The organism is Kaistia soli DSM 19436 (genome assembly GCF_900129325.1).
GTDB lineage: Bacteria > Pseudomonadota > Alphaproteobacteria > Rhizobiales > Kaistiaceae > Kaistia > Kaistia soli.
In genome coordinates this window covers 539,657-555,872 of sequence record NZ_FQUP01000001.1, presented here as the reverse complement: position 1 = coordinate 555,872, position 16,216 = coordinate 539,657, and the positions used below count along the sequence as shown (strand labels likewise).

Below are 16,216 nucleotides of genomic sequence, written 5' to 3'. Positions count from 1 at the left end.
AATGTCCTGGCATCATCGGCGGCCGAACAGCCGCTCGATATCGGAAAGCTTCAGCTCGACATAGGTCGGACGGCCGTGATTGCACTGGCCGGAGCCGGGCGTCGCTTCCATTTCGCGCAGCAGCGCATCCATCTCCTCGGGTCGGAGCTGGCGGCCGGCGCGCACCGAGCCGTGGCAGGCCATGGTCGCCGCGACATGGTCTAGCTTCTCGGCAAGGCGGGTCGAACCGTCCCATTCCGCGAAATCATCGGCAAGATCGGCGAGAAGCGCGGCGCTGTCGACGCTGCCGAGCAGCGCTGGCGTCTCGCGCACGGCCACCGCCCCCGGGCCGAAGCTCTCGATCACGAGGCCGAGTTCCGCCAGTTCGTCAGCCCGCGCGACGAGCCGGGCGACATCCTCGGCCGGAAGGTCGACGACATCGGGGATGAGCAGGATCTGTCTTGCGGCGCCCGAGCGTGCGAGTGCCTGCTTCAGCCGCTCATAGACGAGCCGCTCATGCGCCGCATGCTGGTCGACGATGACGATGCCGTCCTCGGTTTGCGCGATGACATAGGTGCTGTGCACCTGCGCCCGCGCCGCGCCGAGCGGCCGCGCGATCCGTTCCTCCGTGGGGCTTCCATGCGCCCGCGCGTCGGCGGAGGGCCGGTTGACCGCGTCGAAGCCCGCCTGAGGCTCGGCAAAGCTCGGTGTTTCATAGGCGAAGGCGGTGGCGCTGCGCGCTGCCGCATAGGCAGGACGCGCCGCATAGCTCGCGGAAGGGGAGAAAGGCGGCGCCGAGCCGGAGCGGAAGGCGGCGATGGTCGCGCCGCCGCCGGTCGAGGTGGCGCGATGGCCCGATTGATGGATCGCTTGCCTGAGCGCGCCGACGATCAACCCGCGGACGAGGCCCGGATCGCGGAAGCGCACATCGGCCTTGGCCGGATGGACATTGACGTCGACCTCATGCGGATCGAGCGTGAGCGTGAGCGCTGCGACCGGATGGCGATCGCGCGCCATGACATCGGCATAGCCGGCCCGCAGCGCGCCGATCAGCACCTTGTCGCGCACCGGGCGGCCATTGACGAAGAGATATTGCTGCAGCCCGTTGGCGCGGTGGAAGGTCGGCAACCCGGCATGGCCTGATAGATTGACGCCTTCGCGCGCCGCATCGATCACCATGGCGTTGTCGGCGAAATCGCGGCCGAGCACCTGCGCCAGCCGCTCGGCAAAGCCGCCGCCGCCGGTCGAGGGCAGGTCGAGCGCGGTGCGGTCGCTGCCCGTCAAATTGAAGCGGATTTCCGGATGCGCCATGGCAAGGCGCTTCACCACGTCGGTGATCGCGCTCGCCTCGGCCCGTTCGCCCTTCATGAATTTGAGCCGGGCCGGCGTTGCGAAGAAGAGATCGCGCACCTCGACCCGCGTGCCCTTGGCGATCGCCGCCGGGCGCAGCGGTTCGACCACGCCGCCGGAAACGGCGACTTCCCAGCCATGCGGCTCGCTGGCGTGGCGGCTGGCGATCGAAAGCCGGGCCACCGCGCCGATCGAGGCGAGCGCCTCGCCGCGGAAGCCGAGCGTGCGGATGTCGAGCAGGTCGTCGGCAAGCTTCGAGGTCGCATGGCGCTCGACAGCGATCGCGAGATCGGCAGCGTCCATGCCCGAGCCATCATCGGTGATGCGGATCAGCGCGACGCCGCCGCCAGCGGTCACGATCTCGATCCGGCTCGCCCCGGCATCGATGGCGTTCTCGACCAATTCCTTGACGACGCTCGCCGGCCGCTCGACCACTTCGCCGGCCGCGATGCGGTTGATCATGTCGTCGGTGAGGCGGCGGATAGGCATCAAAAGACTCTGCCGGATTCGCGCCGCCGGGGAAAGCGGGCGATGTCACGGCGCCCAAGCGGATGCCCGGCTTCGGCACGCCCCGGCAGAGGGTTCCGCTGACTCCCCGGTCGTTCGTCATCAGTCAGTTGATGGTCTTGACTAGTCCATCGATGATTGTAGCGTCCCAGCATCGAGCAGGTCATCGATATCGGGGGAATGTCAATGACGGAGCGGACATCTGCAGAATCGCAGCCTCTAGGCACCGAGCGATTAAAGATCGACCCTTTCCGGCCTTTGATCCATTTCCTGGTTGGTCATATTGCCTTCGCGCTGGCGATCCTGGCAGCGATGTTTACATCGTTGCCAAAGAAGGGCTCCGAATTGGTTCCGCCGCTCGATCTGATGCTGGGCGGGATACTCTTCTGGATGTCGATCTCGGCCTTGCTCGGCGCAGTCTGCGCTCTGATCGCCCACCTCCTGAAGACCGGATACTTTTTGCAGCGGGAAGAATACCGCAGGCCGCCGTCTACTCTGCTCGTCGCCTGCCTCGGCCTGCTGCCGATTATCCCCGGCATTTTCGCCGTCGCCTATGCCATGCGTGGTGGCGCTGCGATGTTGGCCAGACTTCCGACGTTGCCCGACCTCTGCTCCATCCCTTCCCTGGTCTTCTGAGGACGCGGTGTCCGCGTGGCTATCAGCCTAGCGCCCGCCAACCGATATCCGAGCGGCAAAAGCCCTCGGGCCAGTCGATCGCCGCCACAGCCTCATAGGCGCAGTCCCGCGCTTCGCGCAGCGTCGCGCCGCAGGCGGAGACATTGAGCACGCGGCCGCCGGCCGAGACGAGGCCCGCCGGCGTGATCGCCGTGCCAGCCTGGAACACTTCGGCGCCCGGCACGGCCTGCGCCGCCGCGAGGCTGCCGATCGGCGTGCCCTTCTTGTAGCTGCCGGGATAGCCTTTGGCGGCCATCACGACCGTGAGCGCCGCCGCGTCGCGGAAGCAGGGCATCTCGCCCTCGAGGCGGCCCTCAGCGGCCGCGAGCAGGAGATCGAGCAGGTCGCTCGTCATCCGCATCATCAGCACCTGGCATTCAGGATCGCCGAAACGGACATTGTATTCGATGAGTTCGGGCCCTTTGGCCGTGATCATCAGCCCGGCGAAGAGCACGCCCTGGAACGGCGTGCCGCGCGCCGCCATGGTAGCGACCGTCGGCCGGATGATCTCGGCCATCACGCGCTCGATCATCGCCTCGGTCATGACGGGGGCGGGCGAATAGGCGCCCATGCCGCCTGTGTTCGGGCCGGTGTCGCCGTCGAAGGCGCGCTTGTGGTCCTGCGCCGCGCCGAAGGCGATCGCGGTCTTGCCGTCGGCGATGGCGAAAAAGCTCGCTTCCTCGCCGACAAGGCATTCCTCGATCACGACCTCGGCGCCGGCATCGCCAAAGGCGCCGTCGAAACAGGCGTCGATCGCCGCGATCGCCTCGTCCAGGGTTTCCGCGACCACGACGCCCTTGCCGGCTGCGATGCCGTCCGCCTTGACGACGATCGGCGCGCCCATCGCGCGGACATAATCCCGCGCCGGCGCGGCCTCGGTGAAGCGCTGATACGCGGCGGTGGGAATCCTCGCCTCCGTGCAGAGATCCTTGGTGAAGCCCTTGGAGCCCTCCAGCGCCGCCGCCGCCTTGCTCGGTCCGAACACGGCGATGCCGGCGTCAGAGAGCGCATCGGCAAGCCCTGCGACGAGCGGCGCCTCGGGCCCGACCACCACGAGATCGATAGCCTCCCGCCGGCAGAAATCGACGATTCCCGCGTGGTTGTCGGCGTCGAGCGCGCAGAGCAGGGCATATTCGGCGATCCCCGGATTGCCGGGCGCCGCAAAGAGCCGCTTCAGCCGCGGCGACTGCGCCAGCTTCCAGGCCAGCGCATGCTCGCGCCCGCCCGAGCCGATCAGAAGAACATTGAGGCGCGTATCGTTCATGGATCGGTCCCCGCGAGGGTTTCGGCGGCAAAATGGCGAGAGCCGCGCTTAGCAAGCGGCACGGGGATTGTCGAGGGCGGGGGCGAGGCGGTTGGCGAGAGACTGGAGCGGACGGCATCATGCAGAGCCAGACTTGCGAGCGCGGTGCACGAAGGGAATCCGCTTACGGCACATGCCTTCCGTCTGCTTCCGACCCCATTGCGGTCATAAGTCAGCTGCCGATGCTGACCTGAAAGCCGCCGTTGTGACCGCTGGTTGGGCGGGGCCATGCTTGACTGCAACGCTCCAGAACGAAGAGTTAGGCATGGGCAGCGCCGCTGTTCAAATCGTCAATTACCGTTGTCGAATGTTCATATCGGCGACCCGAAGGATTTATGTATCGGCATCGGCAGGATAGCTCCCGGCTTCCGCATTCGCCCCAAGCCGGGAGCCGCATTCATACCGTCCTGATCGTACCGCCATCGATGACGAACTCAGCGCCGTGGATCGCGGCAGCACGGTCGGAAGCAAGGTACGCGATAAGGTCGGCCACCTCTTCGGGCTCGGCTCCCCGCCCGATCGAGATCCCGCCCAGGGCATCGAGCACGGACTGACGCGCGTCTTCGATCGTGCCGCCATTGGCTGCCCGAAGCATCTCGAGAAAGTCTCCCGTGGCCTCCGTCATGATCCAGCCGGGCGAGACGGCGTTGACCCGCACGCCCTTGGGACCGAGTTCCTTCGAGATCGACTTGCTGTAGGTCCTCAACGCAGCCTTGGCAGCGGCATAGCCTGTCGTGGATTCGGGCAGCGGCAGTACGGACTGAATTGAGGTGATATGCACCACAGTGCCCTTGCCCCGCTCGAGCATCTGCGGGATCAACAGGCGATCGAGCCGGACTGTCGCCAGCAGGTTAAGGTTCAGTTCGGCGAGCCAGTGGTCATCCGTCAGCGCGGCGAAACCACCTGCCGGGGAAGCCGAGCCACCGATCACATGGGCAAGGATGTCGATGCCGCCCAGCCGCTCTAGCGCCGCCTTAGTTACCGCTTCGCTGCCCTCCGCAGTGGTCAGGTCGGCCTGGACATATTCAACGCCCTCGATAGCATGCTTGATCGTACGGGCGGCCGTGACGACACGAGCTCCGCCCGCGAGAAAGCGCTCGACCGTGGCGCGGCCGAGACCCTTGGTGCCGCCGCTGACGAGCACGCGCTTGCCAGCGAACTCTTTGGAATCTGCTGGGATGCTCATACCGTGGTCTCCAGGGTCTTAATGGCGTCGTTCGCCAGAGTGAAGCGATAGGTGAAGCGGATCGGGCTGCCCGGGAAGTCTCCATGAGCGGGACCTTCGACCACGACATCGCCGTCTTCGTCCCGAACTTTGTCGGGCGTGAAAATTGCCTTTACTGGGATCACTTCTTTCTCGAACAGATGGCGGATCGCCGCCTGCCCCTCGAAGTGCTTTCCGTTGTCGATGAAGACTGCATCGTGCAGGAAGGGCTTCAACATGCCGTCGATGTCGAGACGAGCGTTTGCCTCGATATAGTCGGCGATAGGTTGGGGTAAGTTCAGTGACATGGTCATCTCCTTGGCGGTGATGACGCTAATTTAGCGATGGACGTTTCGCCTGATAATCGAGACAAAACGGCATGAGGTGTAACGGAAAACGGGACAATGGCTCGCCATTCGCTGATCGAACTTGAGGCGGTTCTCGCCATCGTGCGGTGCGGGTCGTTTCGCGCAGCGGCCCTCGAACTCGGCATGTCGACCACGGCCATCAGCAATGCGGTGGGAAAGCTTGAGCGGGAGCTTGACGTGCGATTGTTCAATCGCACCACGCGCAGCGTCTCGCTCACCTATGCGGGGCGTATCTTCGTCGCGCAGATCCAGCCAGCGCTCGAGGGCATCCAAAAAGCGATGAATACAGCGCGATCCCAGCAGGAGACGCCGTCTGGGACCTTGCGCATCAATGCCTTTGCGACGGCAGCGCGCGAAATCATGTCACCGCTGATCCTGACCTGTCTGAAGCGCTATCCGCACGTTCATATCGACATTGTCACCGAGGGACGGCTTATTGACGTCGTGGCAGCGGGTTTCGATCTGGGGCTGCGCAGCGCAGATCTGGTGCCCAGCGACGCGATCGCCATACCGCTGGGTCAGATGCGCCGCATGGTGGTTGCCGCATCGCCCGCCTTTTTCGAAAACAGGGCGATCCCCCAGGTGCCGCAGGATCTGCTCTCTTACCCTTGCGTTCGCGGGCGGCTTCCAAATGGCGCATTGCTCCGATGGCGGTTCGAAAAGGACGGCGAAGAATTGCAAATCGACGTCGATGGGCCGATCACGCTTGACGAGGCTTCCCTGGCGCGGATCGCCGTTACGAACGGCGTGGGCATCGGCTATTTCATGGAAACCGATGTCCGCGAGGACATCGCTGCAGGACGGCTTGTGCGCATCCTCGAAGACTGGACGCCGCCGCTCGTGCCGCTCTGCCTCTATTATTATAATCGGCGCAATTCCTCGGCGGCCTTCCAGGTCTTTATCGCACTCGCGCGCGACTTCGCCGCCGGACGGCTCACACAAGGCTAGCCTGCGGTGCGAGCGGCAGCGTAGTCCGAGGCCGAGTCTGCCATTGCCGAAGCCTTCTCTTAACCTGACCGACAGCTTCCCACCCCTTCTCGGCCGGGCCCAGTGTGCTCATTGCGGAGCGACTCTTTCGGTTGCTTCGTCAACCTCCGCAATGCCCCGAGACTCTTCGGAACAAGGGTGCAGACGTCGAAATCAGGCGAGGTCGCGTTTCGCGCTGATATTGTCTGCGGCCGCTCTCGCTTCAGCCCCATCGTATCGCCCCGACACCAGGAGATCGCATGCAGCCGCTTGTTGTCCTCGCAGAAGAGCCGCAGGAGGCGGATCACGAAGCCATTCTCGCGGCTTTGCTCGCCTATAATGACGCCGCAGGCGGGCCTTCGGGCTATCAGGAGGTCGCCGTGCTGGTGCGGCATCCGGAGACCGGCGCGACGATCGGCGGCCTCTGGGGCCGGATCATTTATGACTGGCTGTTCGTCGAACTGCTCGTCGTTCCCGCCGAATTCCGCGGCGCGGGTCTTGGCACACAGCTGATGCAGACCGCCGAGGCGAAGGCACGCGCCAGCGGCTGCGTCGGCGTCTGGCTCGACACCTTCGCCTTCCAGGCGCCGGATTTCTATCGGCGCCTCGGCTATCAACAGTTTGGCGTGCTGCCCGATCATCCGAAGGGTCGGAGCCGCTTTTTCTTCATGAAGCGGCTGGGCGGCGCGGCCTGAGCGCCGCCTATTTCGGGTAGTCGAGATCCGGATACCAGTCCGGCGCGCGGCCTTCGGGGCGCATGTCGAGCATGTGCCAGAGCGGGGCGAGTTCCGGCGCGCCGCGCGGGTCCTGGCCGGGGTCGCCCTCGGTCATCTCGCCGCTCCAGAAATGGCGGATCGAGCCGTCGCGGCGCGAGAAGCCAGTGCGATCCCGATACTCTAGCGGGTTCTTTCGGTAGCGCTGCTGGTGAACCAGGTACCCTATGCGCTTGTCTCGCCACGACCTGCGAGGAAGCAACAGATCGCTGCGAACTGCACGGCGGCTGCGGCCGAGAAGATTGCAAGCCCGCTGTCTCCAATGGCCGTTCCCACATGGTGGATATCCGGCCTGAGAAAGCCGAAAATGGCCGGCGCAAAGGCGTAGCCGCCCTGTCCGATGGCGACGATAAGCGGAACGACCCTAGACGCATCCTTGGGATCGAACTCCTTCTGGGCGATAAGCGGTGGCAGAGAGGTTGCATTGCCAATTCCGAGCCCGAACAGGGTTATTCCCAGCGTCAGAGCCACCGTACTACCCGCCAGAGCAGCGATAATGAGCATGAGAGAGCCAATCATCTGCACGCCATAGCTCAGGCAGGCGACGATACGCCGGTCAGCCGACAGGGGCATGAGCCAGCCAACTGCCGACCGACCCAGGATGGCTGCCAGTGTCGCCGCACCCATGGCAAAGCCCGTCATTCGCTCGCCCAAGACCGGCACCAGCAGCGAAAACAGGTGCGCCAACAGGCCGATTTGCGCGAAGAGGCCAAGCATCATGCCGCCCGCAAGCGTCAGGAATTTGCGATCACGCCAAAGCGACCCCCGAGCAGGTAGGATCGGCGTGGCTCTTCCTGTCATCGGATAGGCAGCCCCGCCATCGGCGACCTGTCCTAGACCTTCGGGCGTTTTCGAGAACACAAAGACGGAGAGAATGGCGACAACCAGCACCATCACGCCGCCGATCGCCAGCGTTGCAAATTGAAAGCCTATGGTCGCGATGAGCGTGATCCACAGGGGCGAGAAGATGACGCCGCCAAGGCTGGCGCCGTTATAAGCCATGCTCAGTGCCGCCGGTCGCCTTTGGACGAACCACGGTGCGATCAGGGCGTTCACGGCTGCGGCTCCCATGGCAACCCAACCTGCACCACTCGCGAAGGCGGCGAGGAAAAGCTGCCAAGGCTGCTGCGCCAACGCCCAACCGAGCGTCCCGAGCGCCAGTAGAAGTGCACCCATGACAGTCGCCTGCGCCACACCGACCCAGCGATAAAGCCCGGGCAAATTGGCGACGACGATGGCGCCGATCAGGAAATGCGCGGTGACAGCCGCCGACACGATCTGAACCGGCCAGCCCGTGCGGGCAACGACCTCATAGAGAAAGACGGGCGGACCGTAGAAGCCGACGCCCCAGCCAAAGACGGCGAGGACAAAGGTCGCCGCGACCACGCGCCAGCCGAAGAACCGTCGCGGCGTGAAGAACGATGATGGTGTCATGAATGATTCCGGATGTTGCGACCCGTTGATCGCAACAAATCCGTGGCCGATGCTTCGACCGAGGCCGAAGCAATGCTGCCTGCGGCGCGCTACGCTGGAAATCAACGAAAGGCTGGCAGATGGTGACAGCGAACGGAATGGCGGAAGTCGCGGCGGCGGTAGGCGAGCCCGCACGGGCAGCCATGCTCGCGGCCCTTATGGATGGCCGCGCATTGACGGCGAGCGAACTGGCAGAAGTCGCCGCGATCACGCCGCAAACCGCCAGCAGCCATCTGGCGCGGTTGATCCTCGTCGGCCTGATCGTGGTCGAGAAACAGGGTCGTCACCGGTATCACCGACTCGCCAGTCCAGCTGTCGCGCATATGATCGAGGGCATCATGCAGATCGCGGGTGGGATCGAGGTGCGCCCACTTGTCCGAACAGGTCCACGGGATCTCGCGATGCGTGCCGCAAGGACCTGCTACGATCATCTGGCAGGGCAACTCGGCGTTGACATAGCGGACGCCCTGCAAGCGCGCGGAGCCGTGGAGATCGACGGCGACGGCGCCCGGTTGACCGATACGGGCCGCACATGGATGCATGACATGGGCATCCTGAAGCCCGATATCGGCAAACAATCCTCTCGCCCATTCTGCCGGCCTTGCCTGGATTGGAGCGAGCGGCGCCCACATATTGCCGGCGTGCTCGGTGCTGCGATTTGCACGCATGCGATGGAGCAAGGTTGGGTGCGGCGTCGGGCGGCGAACCGCGCCCTGGAGGTCACACCGAAAGGCCACACCGCCCTCAAGGCGACGTTCGGGATCACCTGTGCAAGATAGATGACATGAGCTGCAAGAGCCGCTTTTTCCCGTATGAAGCGGCTGGGCGGCGCGGCCTGAGCGCCGCCTATTTCGGGTAGTCGAGATCCGGATACCAGTCCGGCGCGCGGCCTTCGGGGCGCATGTCAAGCATGTGCCAGAGCGGGGCGAGTTCCGGCGCGCCGCGCGGGTCCTGGCCGGGGTCGCCTTCGGTCATCTCGCCGCTCCAGAAATGGCGGATCGTGCCGTCGCGGCGCGTGAAGACATGCAGGCCCGGAATGTCGCCGCCGTCATCGCCGACGGCGTGATAATCGCGCGACCAGTTGCCATTCGCGTCGCTGTAGAGCTGCAGCGCCTTCCAGCCGCGCTCCTTCTTCCAGGCGTTCAGCTTCTCGATCGGCGAGCGCGCGACGACGGCGAGCGCCATCTGCTGCATCACGTCATTGGCGTTACCTTCGAGCGCGCCGAGCAGGTTGGTGCACATCGGGCAGGGGCGGGCGCGCTGCGGGCCGAACATGTAGTTGTAGATCGCGAGGGTCCGATGATCGCCGAACAGCGCGGCGAAACTCACCTCGCGGCCGTCCTCGGCGATGAAGCGATAGTCGCCGGTCACCGGCGCGCCGGGCGGCAATGCGCGCCGCATCTCCGCCACGCGCTCGGTCAACCGGCGCAGCTCATATTCCTCGATCAGCAGCTTCTGGCGCGCGGCGCGATATTCGGCGCTCTCGTTCAGGATACGAACCGGATTGCGCGCGGCAAGCTCCGCGGCGGGCAAGAGGGTCTCCGTCATGCTGTCCTCCTCCATGAATTGGCTGTCCCGGAATCGGCTGTCCGGCGGCGCACGATCAAGTGCCCGTTCCTCAAGGACGAACAGGCGTGTCCAGTTCCGACAGGCGCCGCCCGGGAATTGCGCCCGTCGGTGCGACCGCGCATGATCCGGGCCGATGAAGCCGGGGGGCATTGCCAATGATCATCATCGAAGATCGCGAGGCGATCGTCAGGCACCTTGCCGAGGCACCGCTTCGCAACGTGGCCTTACTGAAACATCTTTTTCTCTACCCTCGCAACACGCGGGCGATGATGGTCGCCGAGGGCGACCGCCGGGCAACGCTTGTCCTGCTCGAAACGGAAGCCAGCGCCTGGGACCGCGCGACCTATGGCGACTGCGCGCTAGTCGCGTTCCTGGCGAGCGATGCGGCCGAACTCTCTGCCGTCCTGATGGAGCACGTGCCGCTTGCGGGCGGCGCCGTCTTCAAATTGCAGAGCGATGCAGAGCGCGCCGTGCTGGCGGCACGCGCCGGTTTCGAACAGACCGCGCGCTACTTCTCCTACACCGCGAACGGCGTTTTCCAGCGCGATCCGGCCGTGCGGATCACATCGCGCCCTGGGGATGGCGATTTCGCCCTGATCAGCGAGCAGGGGCATGAGCGCGCCACGCTGGAACCGCAGCTTGCCTCCGACGACGCCTTCTTCTGCGTGCTCGATGATCCGGGTGCACCCGAACGCCCCGGCGCCGTCTGCTGCGTGTTTCGCAATCACGGGCCGGTCTTCGAGATCGGTGGCGTGGTCACGCGCCGCGACCGCCGCCGCGAGGGTCTCGCGCGGCGGGTGGTCGCGACGGCGCTCGCAGTTCTGGCGGAGCGGTCGCGGCTTCCGCGCTATCATGTCGCCGACGGCAATGTGGCGTCGATCGCGCTTGCCGAAGGGCTTGGCCTGCAGCGTTTCCTGACGCTGACCCATCATCGGACGCTGAGCCGCGGGTCGCCGACGAATTTGCATCCCGGTTTCGTCGGCGCGGTGGCATAAGGCGGTGGAAAAGCACGCGACGAGAAAGCTCGGGATGACGAACAGCCCTCACGCCAGCCAGGTCGCCGATGCCGCGCGCGGCAATGTGGTCGATCGCTTCGCGCCGCCCTGGCTGAAACCCTATGCGCGCCTTGCCCGCTGGGACAGGCCGATCGGCTGGCAATTGCTGCTGCTGCCCTGCTGGTGGTCGGCGGTGCTGGCAAGCGGCGCGGCCAATGCGCCGCTGCCGAATTTGTGGCATTGCCTGCTGTTCTTCATCGGGGCCGTCGCGATGCGTGGCGCCGGCTGCACCTATAACGACATCGTCGATCGCGATCTCGACGCCGGCGTCGCGCGGACGCGCTCGCGGCCTATCCCGAGTGGGCAGGTCAGCGTCATCAAGGCGAAGATCTTCCTGCTGCTGCAGGCCTTTGTCGGCCTGCTGGTTCTCTTGGCGTTCAATCCGTTCACGATCCTGCTCGGCTTTTGTTCGCTCGGCGTCGTGGCGGCCTACCCGTTCATGAAGCGCATCACCGACTGGCCGCAATCCGTGCTTGGTCTCGCCTTTTCCTGGGGTGCGCTGATGGGCTGGGCGGCGTGGTTCGGCAGCCTTTCGGTCGCGCCGGTGCTGCTCTATGCCGGCGGCGTCGCCTGGACGATCGGCTATGACACGATCTACGCACTGCAGGACAAGGAGGACGACGCGATCGTCGGCGTGCGCTCGACAGCGCGGCTGTTCGGGGATCGCGCGCCGCTCTATGTCGGCTTCTTCTATGCCGGGGCGGTGGCGCTCTTCGCGGCGGCGCTGCTGTTCGCGCAGGCCGGGCCGCTCGCCTATATCGGCCTCGCGGCCGGCGCGGCGCAGCTGGGCTGGCAGGTGGCGCGGATCGATCTGGACGATGGCGCGCTGCAGCTGCGCCTCTTCAAGTCCAACTGGCCGTTCGGCCTCATCTTCCTCGCCGGGCTGCTGCTCGACGGATTGCTTGGAGCTGCCGGAACCTGACGCCGCTCAGTCGCGGGCGATGATCTCGTTGACCTCGACGCGGGCGGTCTCGCCCTTCGATCCGATCTTGCGGCGCTTCAGAAAACGGGGGCGGCGACGCTTCATCGAAGCGACCATGCGGCGAGCGCGCGGCGCCTGGATGTCGAGGCCGCCGAGACGGGGCATCGCCTCGCGCACCGTGCCGTCCGTCTCGATGATCAGGAGCGGCAGGCCGAGCGCCTTGCCCCAGGCCTGCCAGTCGGCCGCGACATCCTCGCCGTCGCCGAGATCTTCGACCGAGGCAAGCGGCAGCGACATGGCGCTATCCGGATGCATCAGTTCGATTTCCGTCCGCAACCGGTCAGATACGGCATCAACCGTCATGCGCACGGCGACGCCGCGGAAGGCGCGAATCGGGCAGGAGAGCGTCGCATCGATGCCGCCGAGCGGCCGCTTGACGGTGACGTGGTCACGGCCGAGCACGATGGCGGCGACACCGTTCGGGTGCGACAGGATAGCGGAATAGCGCACCGGGAGAGAGAACGGATCGAGCCGGAGATCGCGCTGGGTGGCGTTCGTGTTGGCGGCGGTGCGTCCCATTCTGTGCCTCATTCTCAACGGTTAACAAGGTGTGAAGCGGTGGTCTGGCGAAGGGCGACCGCCGCGTCCGTGGAGAGGAGAATGGCATGGGCAGAGCCGTTTCCACCTTAAGGAACGTGGTTAATATCCCTTGGTTTCAGAGAGGGTTAGCAGGGGATGACCGCATAGGGTTGACGGGAAGTTTCCACGCCGTCCATCCGCGTCAGCGCACGAAGGTGTTCTTCACCCGCCGCGAGCGCAGGACATAAGCGCTCCAGAGCAGCCCGACGCCAAGTTCTGCCGCCATCGGCACCAGTACGGCGCGGGTGAGGAGGCGGCCCGGATCCATGCCGAGAAAGGCAATGGCGAGCACCGACTCGAGGCGCCCGATCAGGAAATAGACGACGACGGCCGTGATGAAGAGCGGCACGAACTGAGCTTTCCGCAGCGCCATGGCCGCGAGCACCGCCAGTTGCAGCAGGAAGGCGGCCCCATAGAGCGCAAGGTCAGCGGAAACGAGGATGGGATGTTCCTTCCAGACCTCGGTCCCAACGACATTGGCCATCTTCATCAGCGTGTCGATCATGCGCGCGGTCACGAGAAGCTGCCCGATGACGAGCAGCCAGAGCCAGGCGCCGAAACCTGTCGGCTCCTTGGCTGCAGCCTTTGATCGTGACGCAGTGCGCTGACGCACCTTGGGAGCCGCGTCTGCTTTCTTGGGCGCCTTGCGCGGCTGGACGCCGGTGCGTGGCCCCGCCTTGCGCGTCTTTTTGGGGGGCGTCATCTCAGAGCGCTGAGGTCCGGGCGGTGGATCGGTATCAAAGGGGAGCTCGTGCTGCACCGACCCATCGGTCGTGCCCGTTGCGGCTCGGCTGCCGGCGGGTTTGCGCGGCGCCTTCGTCATGTGTGGACAAGCCCGCCGGTGAGGCGAAGCGTTCCAGGCTTTCGAGACCTCGGGGGCGCCATGGTCTGTCCATGAACAGGGGAAGACGCCGAAGGGTAGGCGTTTCCGACGCCAACCGCGACGCGCGCGACGTCGCAGTCTCCGCGGGAATCAGAGCATCTTGCCGGGATTGAGGATGCCGTTTGGATCGAAGGCGGCCTTGATGGCGCGCATCATGTCCATGGCCACCGGCCCCTTGACGCCCGGCAGCAGGTCGCGCTTCAGGCGGCCGATGCCATGCTCGGCCGAAATCGACCCGCGATAGCTGGCGACGATGCCGTGCACGAGCCCGTTCATCTCCTCCCAGCGGGCCAGAAACGCCGCCTTGTCCGCGCCTAAAGGCTGCGAGACGTTGAAGTGGATGTTGCCGTCGCCGAGATGGCCGAACGGCACCGGCCGGCAGCCGGGTACCATGGCTGCGACGGCCGCGATCGCCTCGTCCAGGAATTCTGGCACGCGCGCCACCGGCACCGAGACGTCGTGCTTGATCGAGCCGCCTTCTGGTTTCTGCGCTTCCGACATGCCGTGCCTCAGATGCCAAAAGGCCTTGCGGTCGGCTATCGACTGCGCGATTGCGGCGTCGATGACCGTCCCGGCCTCGAACGCCGTGCCGAGCACATCCTCGAGCGTTGCCGCTGCTGCCTCGTCCGAATGGCCCGAGGCGATTTCGATCAGGACATACCAGGGGGAGGTCTCGGCGAGCGGGTCGCGCGTGCCGGGCAGATGGTCGAGCACCATCTGGAGCCCGATGCGCGGCATCAGCTCGAAGCCGGTGAGATCATGTCCCGCCCGCGCGCGCGCCTCCGTGAACAGCGACAGGGCGGCAGCGGGACTTTCGACGGCCGCGAATGCCACCGCCTGGCCGCGCGGTCGCGGATAGAGCTTCAGCACCGCCGCGGTCACCACGCCGAGCGTGCCTTCACCCCCGATGAAGAGTTGCTTGAGATCGTAGCCGGTATTGTCCTTGCGGAGGCCTGTCAGCCCTTCCCAGATGCGCCCATCGGCCAGCACGACCTCCAAGCCGAGCACGAGATCGCGCGTGTTGCCATAGGCAAGCACGGCTGTACCGCCGGCGTTGGAAGAGATGTTGCCGCCGATGCGGCATGAACCTTCGGCACCGAGCGACAGCGGAAACAGTCGGCCGGCCTCTTCAGCTGCGGCCTGGACGTCGGCGAGAATCGCGCCGGCCTCCGCCGTCATCGTGTAGCCCTCGGCGTCGACGTCCCGGATCCGCGTCATCCGATCGAGCGAGAGGACGATCTCGGTGTCGCTCTGGTCGGGCACCTGCCCGCCGACGAGACCTGTATTGCCACTCTGCGGAACGATGGCGCAGCGTGCCTCATTGGCGAGCGCGAGGATGGCGGCGACCTCCGCGGTCGACTCCGGCCGCAGCACGAGCGGTGTTGCGCCGGGGAATCGGTCGCGCCATTCGGTGCGGTAAGGCAGCGTCGCCTCGGCGTCGGTGAGGGCATGCCGGGGGCCGACAATCGCGGCAAAGCGTTCGATGAGCTCAGGTGTTGGGCGAGTCAGGGCGGAGGTGCTGGACATGGCCGCGGAGACTAGCCGCAAGCATCGCCGCCGTCATGGGCCTTTCTGCTTCCGTCGCGAGATGACGAATGACGTTCAGGAAGTGTGATCCGATCCGGGCTGGCGTCGCTTGAAGCCAAAAATTGCCTGTGCGATAGGAGGCGCGCGTCCACACGCCAATAGAGAGACAATGCATGCAACAGGCCGGCGGAATCATGAAGGGCAAGCGCGGGCTCCTGATGGGGCTTGCGAACAACCGTTCGATGGCCTGGGGCATTGCCAAGTCCTGTCACGAGCAGGGCGCTGAACTTGCTTTCACCTATCAGGGCGATGCACTGAAGAAGCGTGTGGAACCGCTGGCGGCCGAAGTGGGCGGCCTTGTCGTCGGCCATTGCGACGTCACCGATGCTGCCTCGATCGATGCGGTCTTCGCCGAGGTCGAGCGCGTCTGGGGCTCCCTCGATTTCATCGTCCATGCGATCGGCTTCTCGGACAAGGACGAGCTCACCGGCCGCTATCTCGATACGAGCGAAGCCAATTTCTCGAAGACGATGCTCATCTCGGTCTATTCGCTGACCGCCGTGACGCAGCGCGCCGAGAAGCTGATGACCAATGGCGGCTCTGTCCTGACGCTGACTTACTACGGCGCCGAGAAGGTGATGCCGAACTACAATGTCATGGGTGTCGCCAAGGCGGCGCTTGAGGCCAGCGTCAAATACCTCGCCGTCGATCTCGGGCCGAAGAACATCCGCGTCAACGCGATCTCGGCCGGCCCGGTCAAGACGCTGGCGGCTTCCGGCATCGGCGACTTCCGCTACATCCTCAAGTGGAACGAGTACAATGCGCCGCTGCGCCGGACGGTTACGATCGAGGAAGTCGGAGATTCAAGCGTCTATTTCCTGTCCGACCTGTCCCGCGCCGTGACCGGCGAGGTGCATCACGTCGATTCCGGCTATCATGTCGTCGGCATGAAGGCGGTCGACGCACCGGATATTTCCGTCATCAAGGACTGATAGGCTCCTTCCATCGTCAGTCATTCTGGGG

At 65.3% G+C, this 16,216-nt stretch carries 17 protein-coding genes; 7 read left to right on the top strand and 10 right to left on the bottom strand.

Going from position 1 to position 16,216, the window contains the following annotated elements; genetic code table 11:
- Positions 1-12 precede the first annotated feature (12 nt).
- Positions 13-1,818 carry a DNA mismatch repair endonuclease MutL gene (gene mutL / locus BUB39_RS02855; protein WP_073051515.1) on the bottom strand — a complete coding sequence of 602 codons (1,806 nt, stop codon included), beginning with the start codon at positions 1,816-1,818 and terminating at the stop codon, positions 13-15.
- A 204-nt stretch (positions 1,819-2,022) separates the two neighbouring features.
- On the opposite strand from mutL, the gene BUB39_RS02850 reads away from it, so the two are divergent.
- Complete coding sequence (locus BUB39_RS02850) at positions 2,023-2,472, top strand: hypothetical protein (RefSeq protein WP_139251321.1); 450 nt, start codon at positions 2,023-2,025, stop codon at positions 2,470-2,472.
- Between the two features lie 22 nt (positions 2,473-2,494).
- On the opposite strand, the gene purD is transcribed toward BUB39_RS02850, so the two are convergent.
- The 3 genes from purD to BUB39_RS02835 form a co-directional block, all read right to left on the bottom strand.
- Entirely contained in the window at positions 2,495-3,775 is a 1,281-nt protein-coding gene (gene purD, locus BUB39_RS02845) for a phosphoribosylamine--glycine ligase (RefSeq protein WP_073051513.1), read from the bottom strand.
- A gap of 436 nt (positions 3,776-4,211) precedes the next feature.
- Positions 4,212-5,000, bottom strand: coding sequence for an SDR family oxidoreductase (locus BUB39_RS02840; protein ID WP_073051512.1), 789 nt, complete (start codon positions 4,998-5,000; stop codon positions 4,212-4,214).
- Positions 4,997-5,326: a nuclear transport factor 2 family protein gene (locus tag BUB39_RS02835; protein WP_073051511.1), complete on the bottom strand. Its 330-nt coding sequence runs from the start codon at positions 5,324-5,326 to the stop codon at positions 4,997-4,999. The genes BUB39_RS02840 and BUB39_RS02835 overlap by 4 nt, the downstream gene beginning before the upstream one ends.
- Positions 5,327-5,422: 96 nt before the next feature.
- On the opposite strand from BUB39_RS02835, the gene BUB39_RS02830 reads away from it, so the two are divergent.
- Entirely contained in the window at positions 5,423-6,334 is a 912-nt protein-coding gene (locus tag BUB39_RS02830) for a LysR family transcriptional regulator (RefSeq protein WP_073051510.1), read from the top strand.
- A gap of 278 nt (positions 6,335-6,612) precedes the next feature.
- Entirely contained in the window at positions 6,613-7,047 is a 435-nt protein-coding gene (locus BUB39_RS02825; RefSeq protein ID WP_073051509.1) for a GNAT family N-acetyltransferase, read from the top strand.
- Positions 7,048-7,054: 7 nt separating this feature from the next.
- Here the strand turns inward: BUB39_RS02825 and BUB39_RS25670 are convergent, their stop codons facing one another.
- Positions 7,055-7,285 carry a DUF899 family protein gene (locus BUB39_RS25670; protein WP_425292893.1) on the bottom strand — a complete coding sequence of 77 codons (231 nt, stop codon included), beginning with the start codon at positions 7,283-7,285 and terminating at the stop codon, positions 7,055-7,057.
- A gap of 5 nt (positions 7,286-7,290) precedes the next feature.
- The gene (locus tag BUB39_RS02815) at positions 7,291-8,559 is read right to left on the bottom strand and encodes an MFS transporter (RefSeq protein ID WP_073051508.1); all 1,269 of its coding nucleotides are present in this window, start codon (positions 8,557-8,559) and stop codon (positions 7,291-7,293) included.
- Positions 8,560-8,678: 119 nt separating this feature from the next.
- Between BUB39_RS02815 and BUB39_RS02810 the strand changes: the two genes are divergently transcribed.
- Positions 8,679-9,377: an ArsR/SmtB family transcription factor gene (locus BUB39_RS02810; protein ID WP_073051507.1), complete on the top strand. Its 699-nt coding sequence runs from the start codon at positions 8,679-8,681 to the stop codon at positions 9,375-9,377.
- Positions 9,378-9,444: 67 nt separating this feature from the next.
- Here BUB39_RS02810 and BUB39_RS02805 read toward each other — a convergent pair whose 3' ends face one another.
- Entirely contained in the window at positions 9,445-10,146 is a 702-nt protein-coding gene (locus tag BUB39_RS02805) for a DUF899 family protein (protein ID WP_073052707.1), read from the bottom strand.
- A gap of 176 nt (positions 10,147-10,322) precedes the next feature.
- Between BUB39_RS02805 and BUB39_RS02800 the strand changes: the two genes are divergently transcribed.
- Positions 10,323-11,162, top strand: a complete 840-nt coding sequence (locus tag BUB39_RS02800) for a GNAT family N-acetyltransferase (RefSeq protein WP_073051506.1) — start codon at positions 10,323-10,325, stop codon at positions 11,160-11,162.
- A gap of 34 nt (positions 11,163-11,196) precedes the next feature.
- The gene (gene ubiA, locus BUB39_RS02795) at positions 11,197-12,144 is read left to right on the top strand and encodes a 4-hydroxybenzoate octaprenyltransferase (protein ID WP_073051505.1); all 948 of its coding nucleotides are present in this window, start codon (positions 11,197-11,199) and stop codon (positions 12,142-12,144) included.
- Positions 12,145-12,150: 6 nt separating this feature from the next.
- Here the strand turns inward: ubiA and BUB39_RS02790 are convergent, their stop codons facing one another.
- From BUB39_RS02790 to BUB39_RS02780, 3 genes are all read right to left on the bottom strand, one after another.
- Positions 12,151-12,723, bottom strand: a complete 573-nt coding sequence (locus BUB39_RS02790) for a DUF6101 family protein (protein ID WP_073051504.1) — start codon at positions 12,721-12,723, stop codon at positions 12,151-12,153.
- A gap of 202 nt (positions 12,724-12,925) precedes the next feature.
- Positions 12,926-13,486, bottom strand: a complete 561-nt coding sequence (locus tag BUB39_RS02785; protein ID WP_175561713.1) for a DUF2569 family protein — start codon at positions 13,484-13,486, stop codon at positions 12,926-12,928.
- Positions 13,487-13,756: 270 nt separating this feature from the next.
- Positions 13,757-15,193: an FAD-binding oxidoreductase gene (locus BUB39_RS02780; protein ID WP_073051502.1), complete on the bottom strand. Its 1,437-nt coding sequence runs from the start codon at positions 15,191-15,193 to the stop codon at positions 13,757-13,759.
- A gap of 173 nt (positions 15,194-15,366) precedes the next feature.
- On the opposite strand from BUB39_RS02780, the gene fabI reads away from it, so the two are divergent.
- A complete protein-coding gene (fabI, locus tag BUB39_RS02775) occupies positions 15,367-16,185 on the top strand; it encodes an enoyl-ACP reductase FabI (protein WP_073051501.1) in 819 nt (272 codons plus the stop codon).
- Positions 16,186-16,216: the final 31 nt, after the last annotated feature.

What these genes read in the sequence shown, in the direction of transcription:
- mutL (WP_073051515.1), bottom strand. Translation starts at nt 1,818, where the DNA reads ATGCCTATCCGCCGCCTCACCGACGACATGATCAACCGCATCGCGGCC.
- BUB39_RS02850 (WP_139251321.1), top strand. Translation starts at nt 2,023, where the DNA reads ATGACGGAGCGGACATCTGCAGAATCGCAGCCTCTAGGCACCGAGCGA.
- purD (WP_073051513.1), bottom strand. Translation starts at nt 3,775, where the DNA reads ATGAACGATACGCGCCTCAATGTTCTTCTGATCGGCTCGGGCGGGCGC.
- BUB39_RS02840 (WP_073051512.1), bottom strand. Translation starts at nt 5,000, where the DNA reads ATGAGCATCCCAGCAGATTCCAAAGAGTTCGCTGGCAAGCGCGTGCTC.
- BUB39_RS02835 (WP_073051511.1), bottom strand. Translation starts at nt 5,326, where the DNA reads ATGTCACTGAACTTACCCCAACCTATCGCCGACTATATCGAGGCAAAC.
- BUB39_RS02830 (WP_073051510.1), top strand. Translation starts at nt 5,423, where the DNA reads ATGGCTCGCCATTCGCTGATCGAACTTGAGGCGGTTCTCGCCATCGTG.
- BUB39_RS02825 (WP_073051509.1), top strand. Translation starts at nt 6,613, where the DNA reads ATGCAGCCGCTTGTTGTCCTCGCAGAAGAGCCGCAGGAGGCGGATCAC.
- BUB39_RS02815 (WP_073051508.1), bottom strand. Translation starts at nt 8,559, where the DNA reads ATGACACCATCATCGTTCTTCACGCCGCGACGGTTCTTCGGCTGGCGC.
- BUB39_RS02810 (WP_073051507.1), top strand. Translation starts at nt 8,679, where the DNA reads ATGGTGACAGCGAACGGAATGGCGGAAGTCGCGGCGGCGGTAGGCGAG.
- BUB39_RS02805 (WP_073052707.1), bottom strand. Translation starts at nt 10,146, where the DNA reads ATGACGGAGACCCTCTTGCCCGCCGCGGAGCTTGCCGCGCGCAATCCG.
- BUB39_RS02800 (WP_073051506.1), top strand. Translation starts at nt 10,323, where the DNA reads ATGATCATCATCGAAGATCGCGAGGCGATCGTCAGGCACCTTGCCGAG.
- ubiA (WP_073051505.1), top strand. Translation starts at nt 11,197, where the DNA reads ATGACGAACAGCCCTCACGCCAGCCAGGTCGCCGATGCCGCGCGCGGC.
- BUB39_RS02790 (WP_073051504.1), bottom strand. Translation starts at nt 12,723, where the DNA reads ATGGGACGCACCGCCGCCAACACGAACGCCACCCAGCGCGATCTCCGG.
- BUB39_RS02785 (WP_175561713.1), bottom strand. Translation starts at nt 13,486, where the DNA reads ATGACGCCCCCCAAAAAGACGCGCAAGGCGGGGCCACGCACCGGCGTC.
- BUB39_RS02780 (WP_073051502.1), bottom strand. Translation starts at nt 15,193, where the DNA reads ATGTCCAGCACCTCCGCCCTGACTCGCCCAACACCTGAGCTCATCGAA.
- fabI (WP_073051501.1), top strand. Translation starts at nt 15,367, where the DNA reads ATGCAACAGGCCGGCGGAATCATGAAGGGCAAGCGCGGGCTCCTGATG.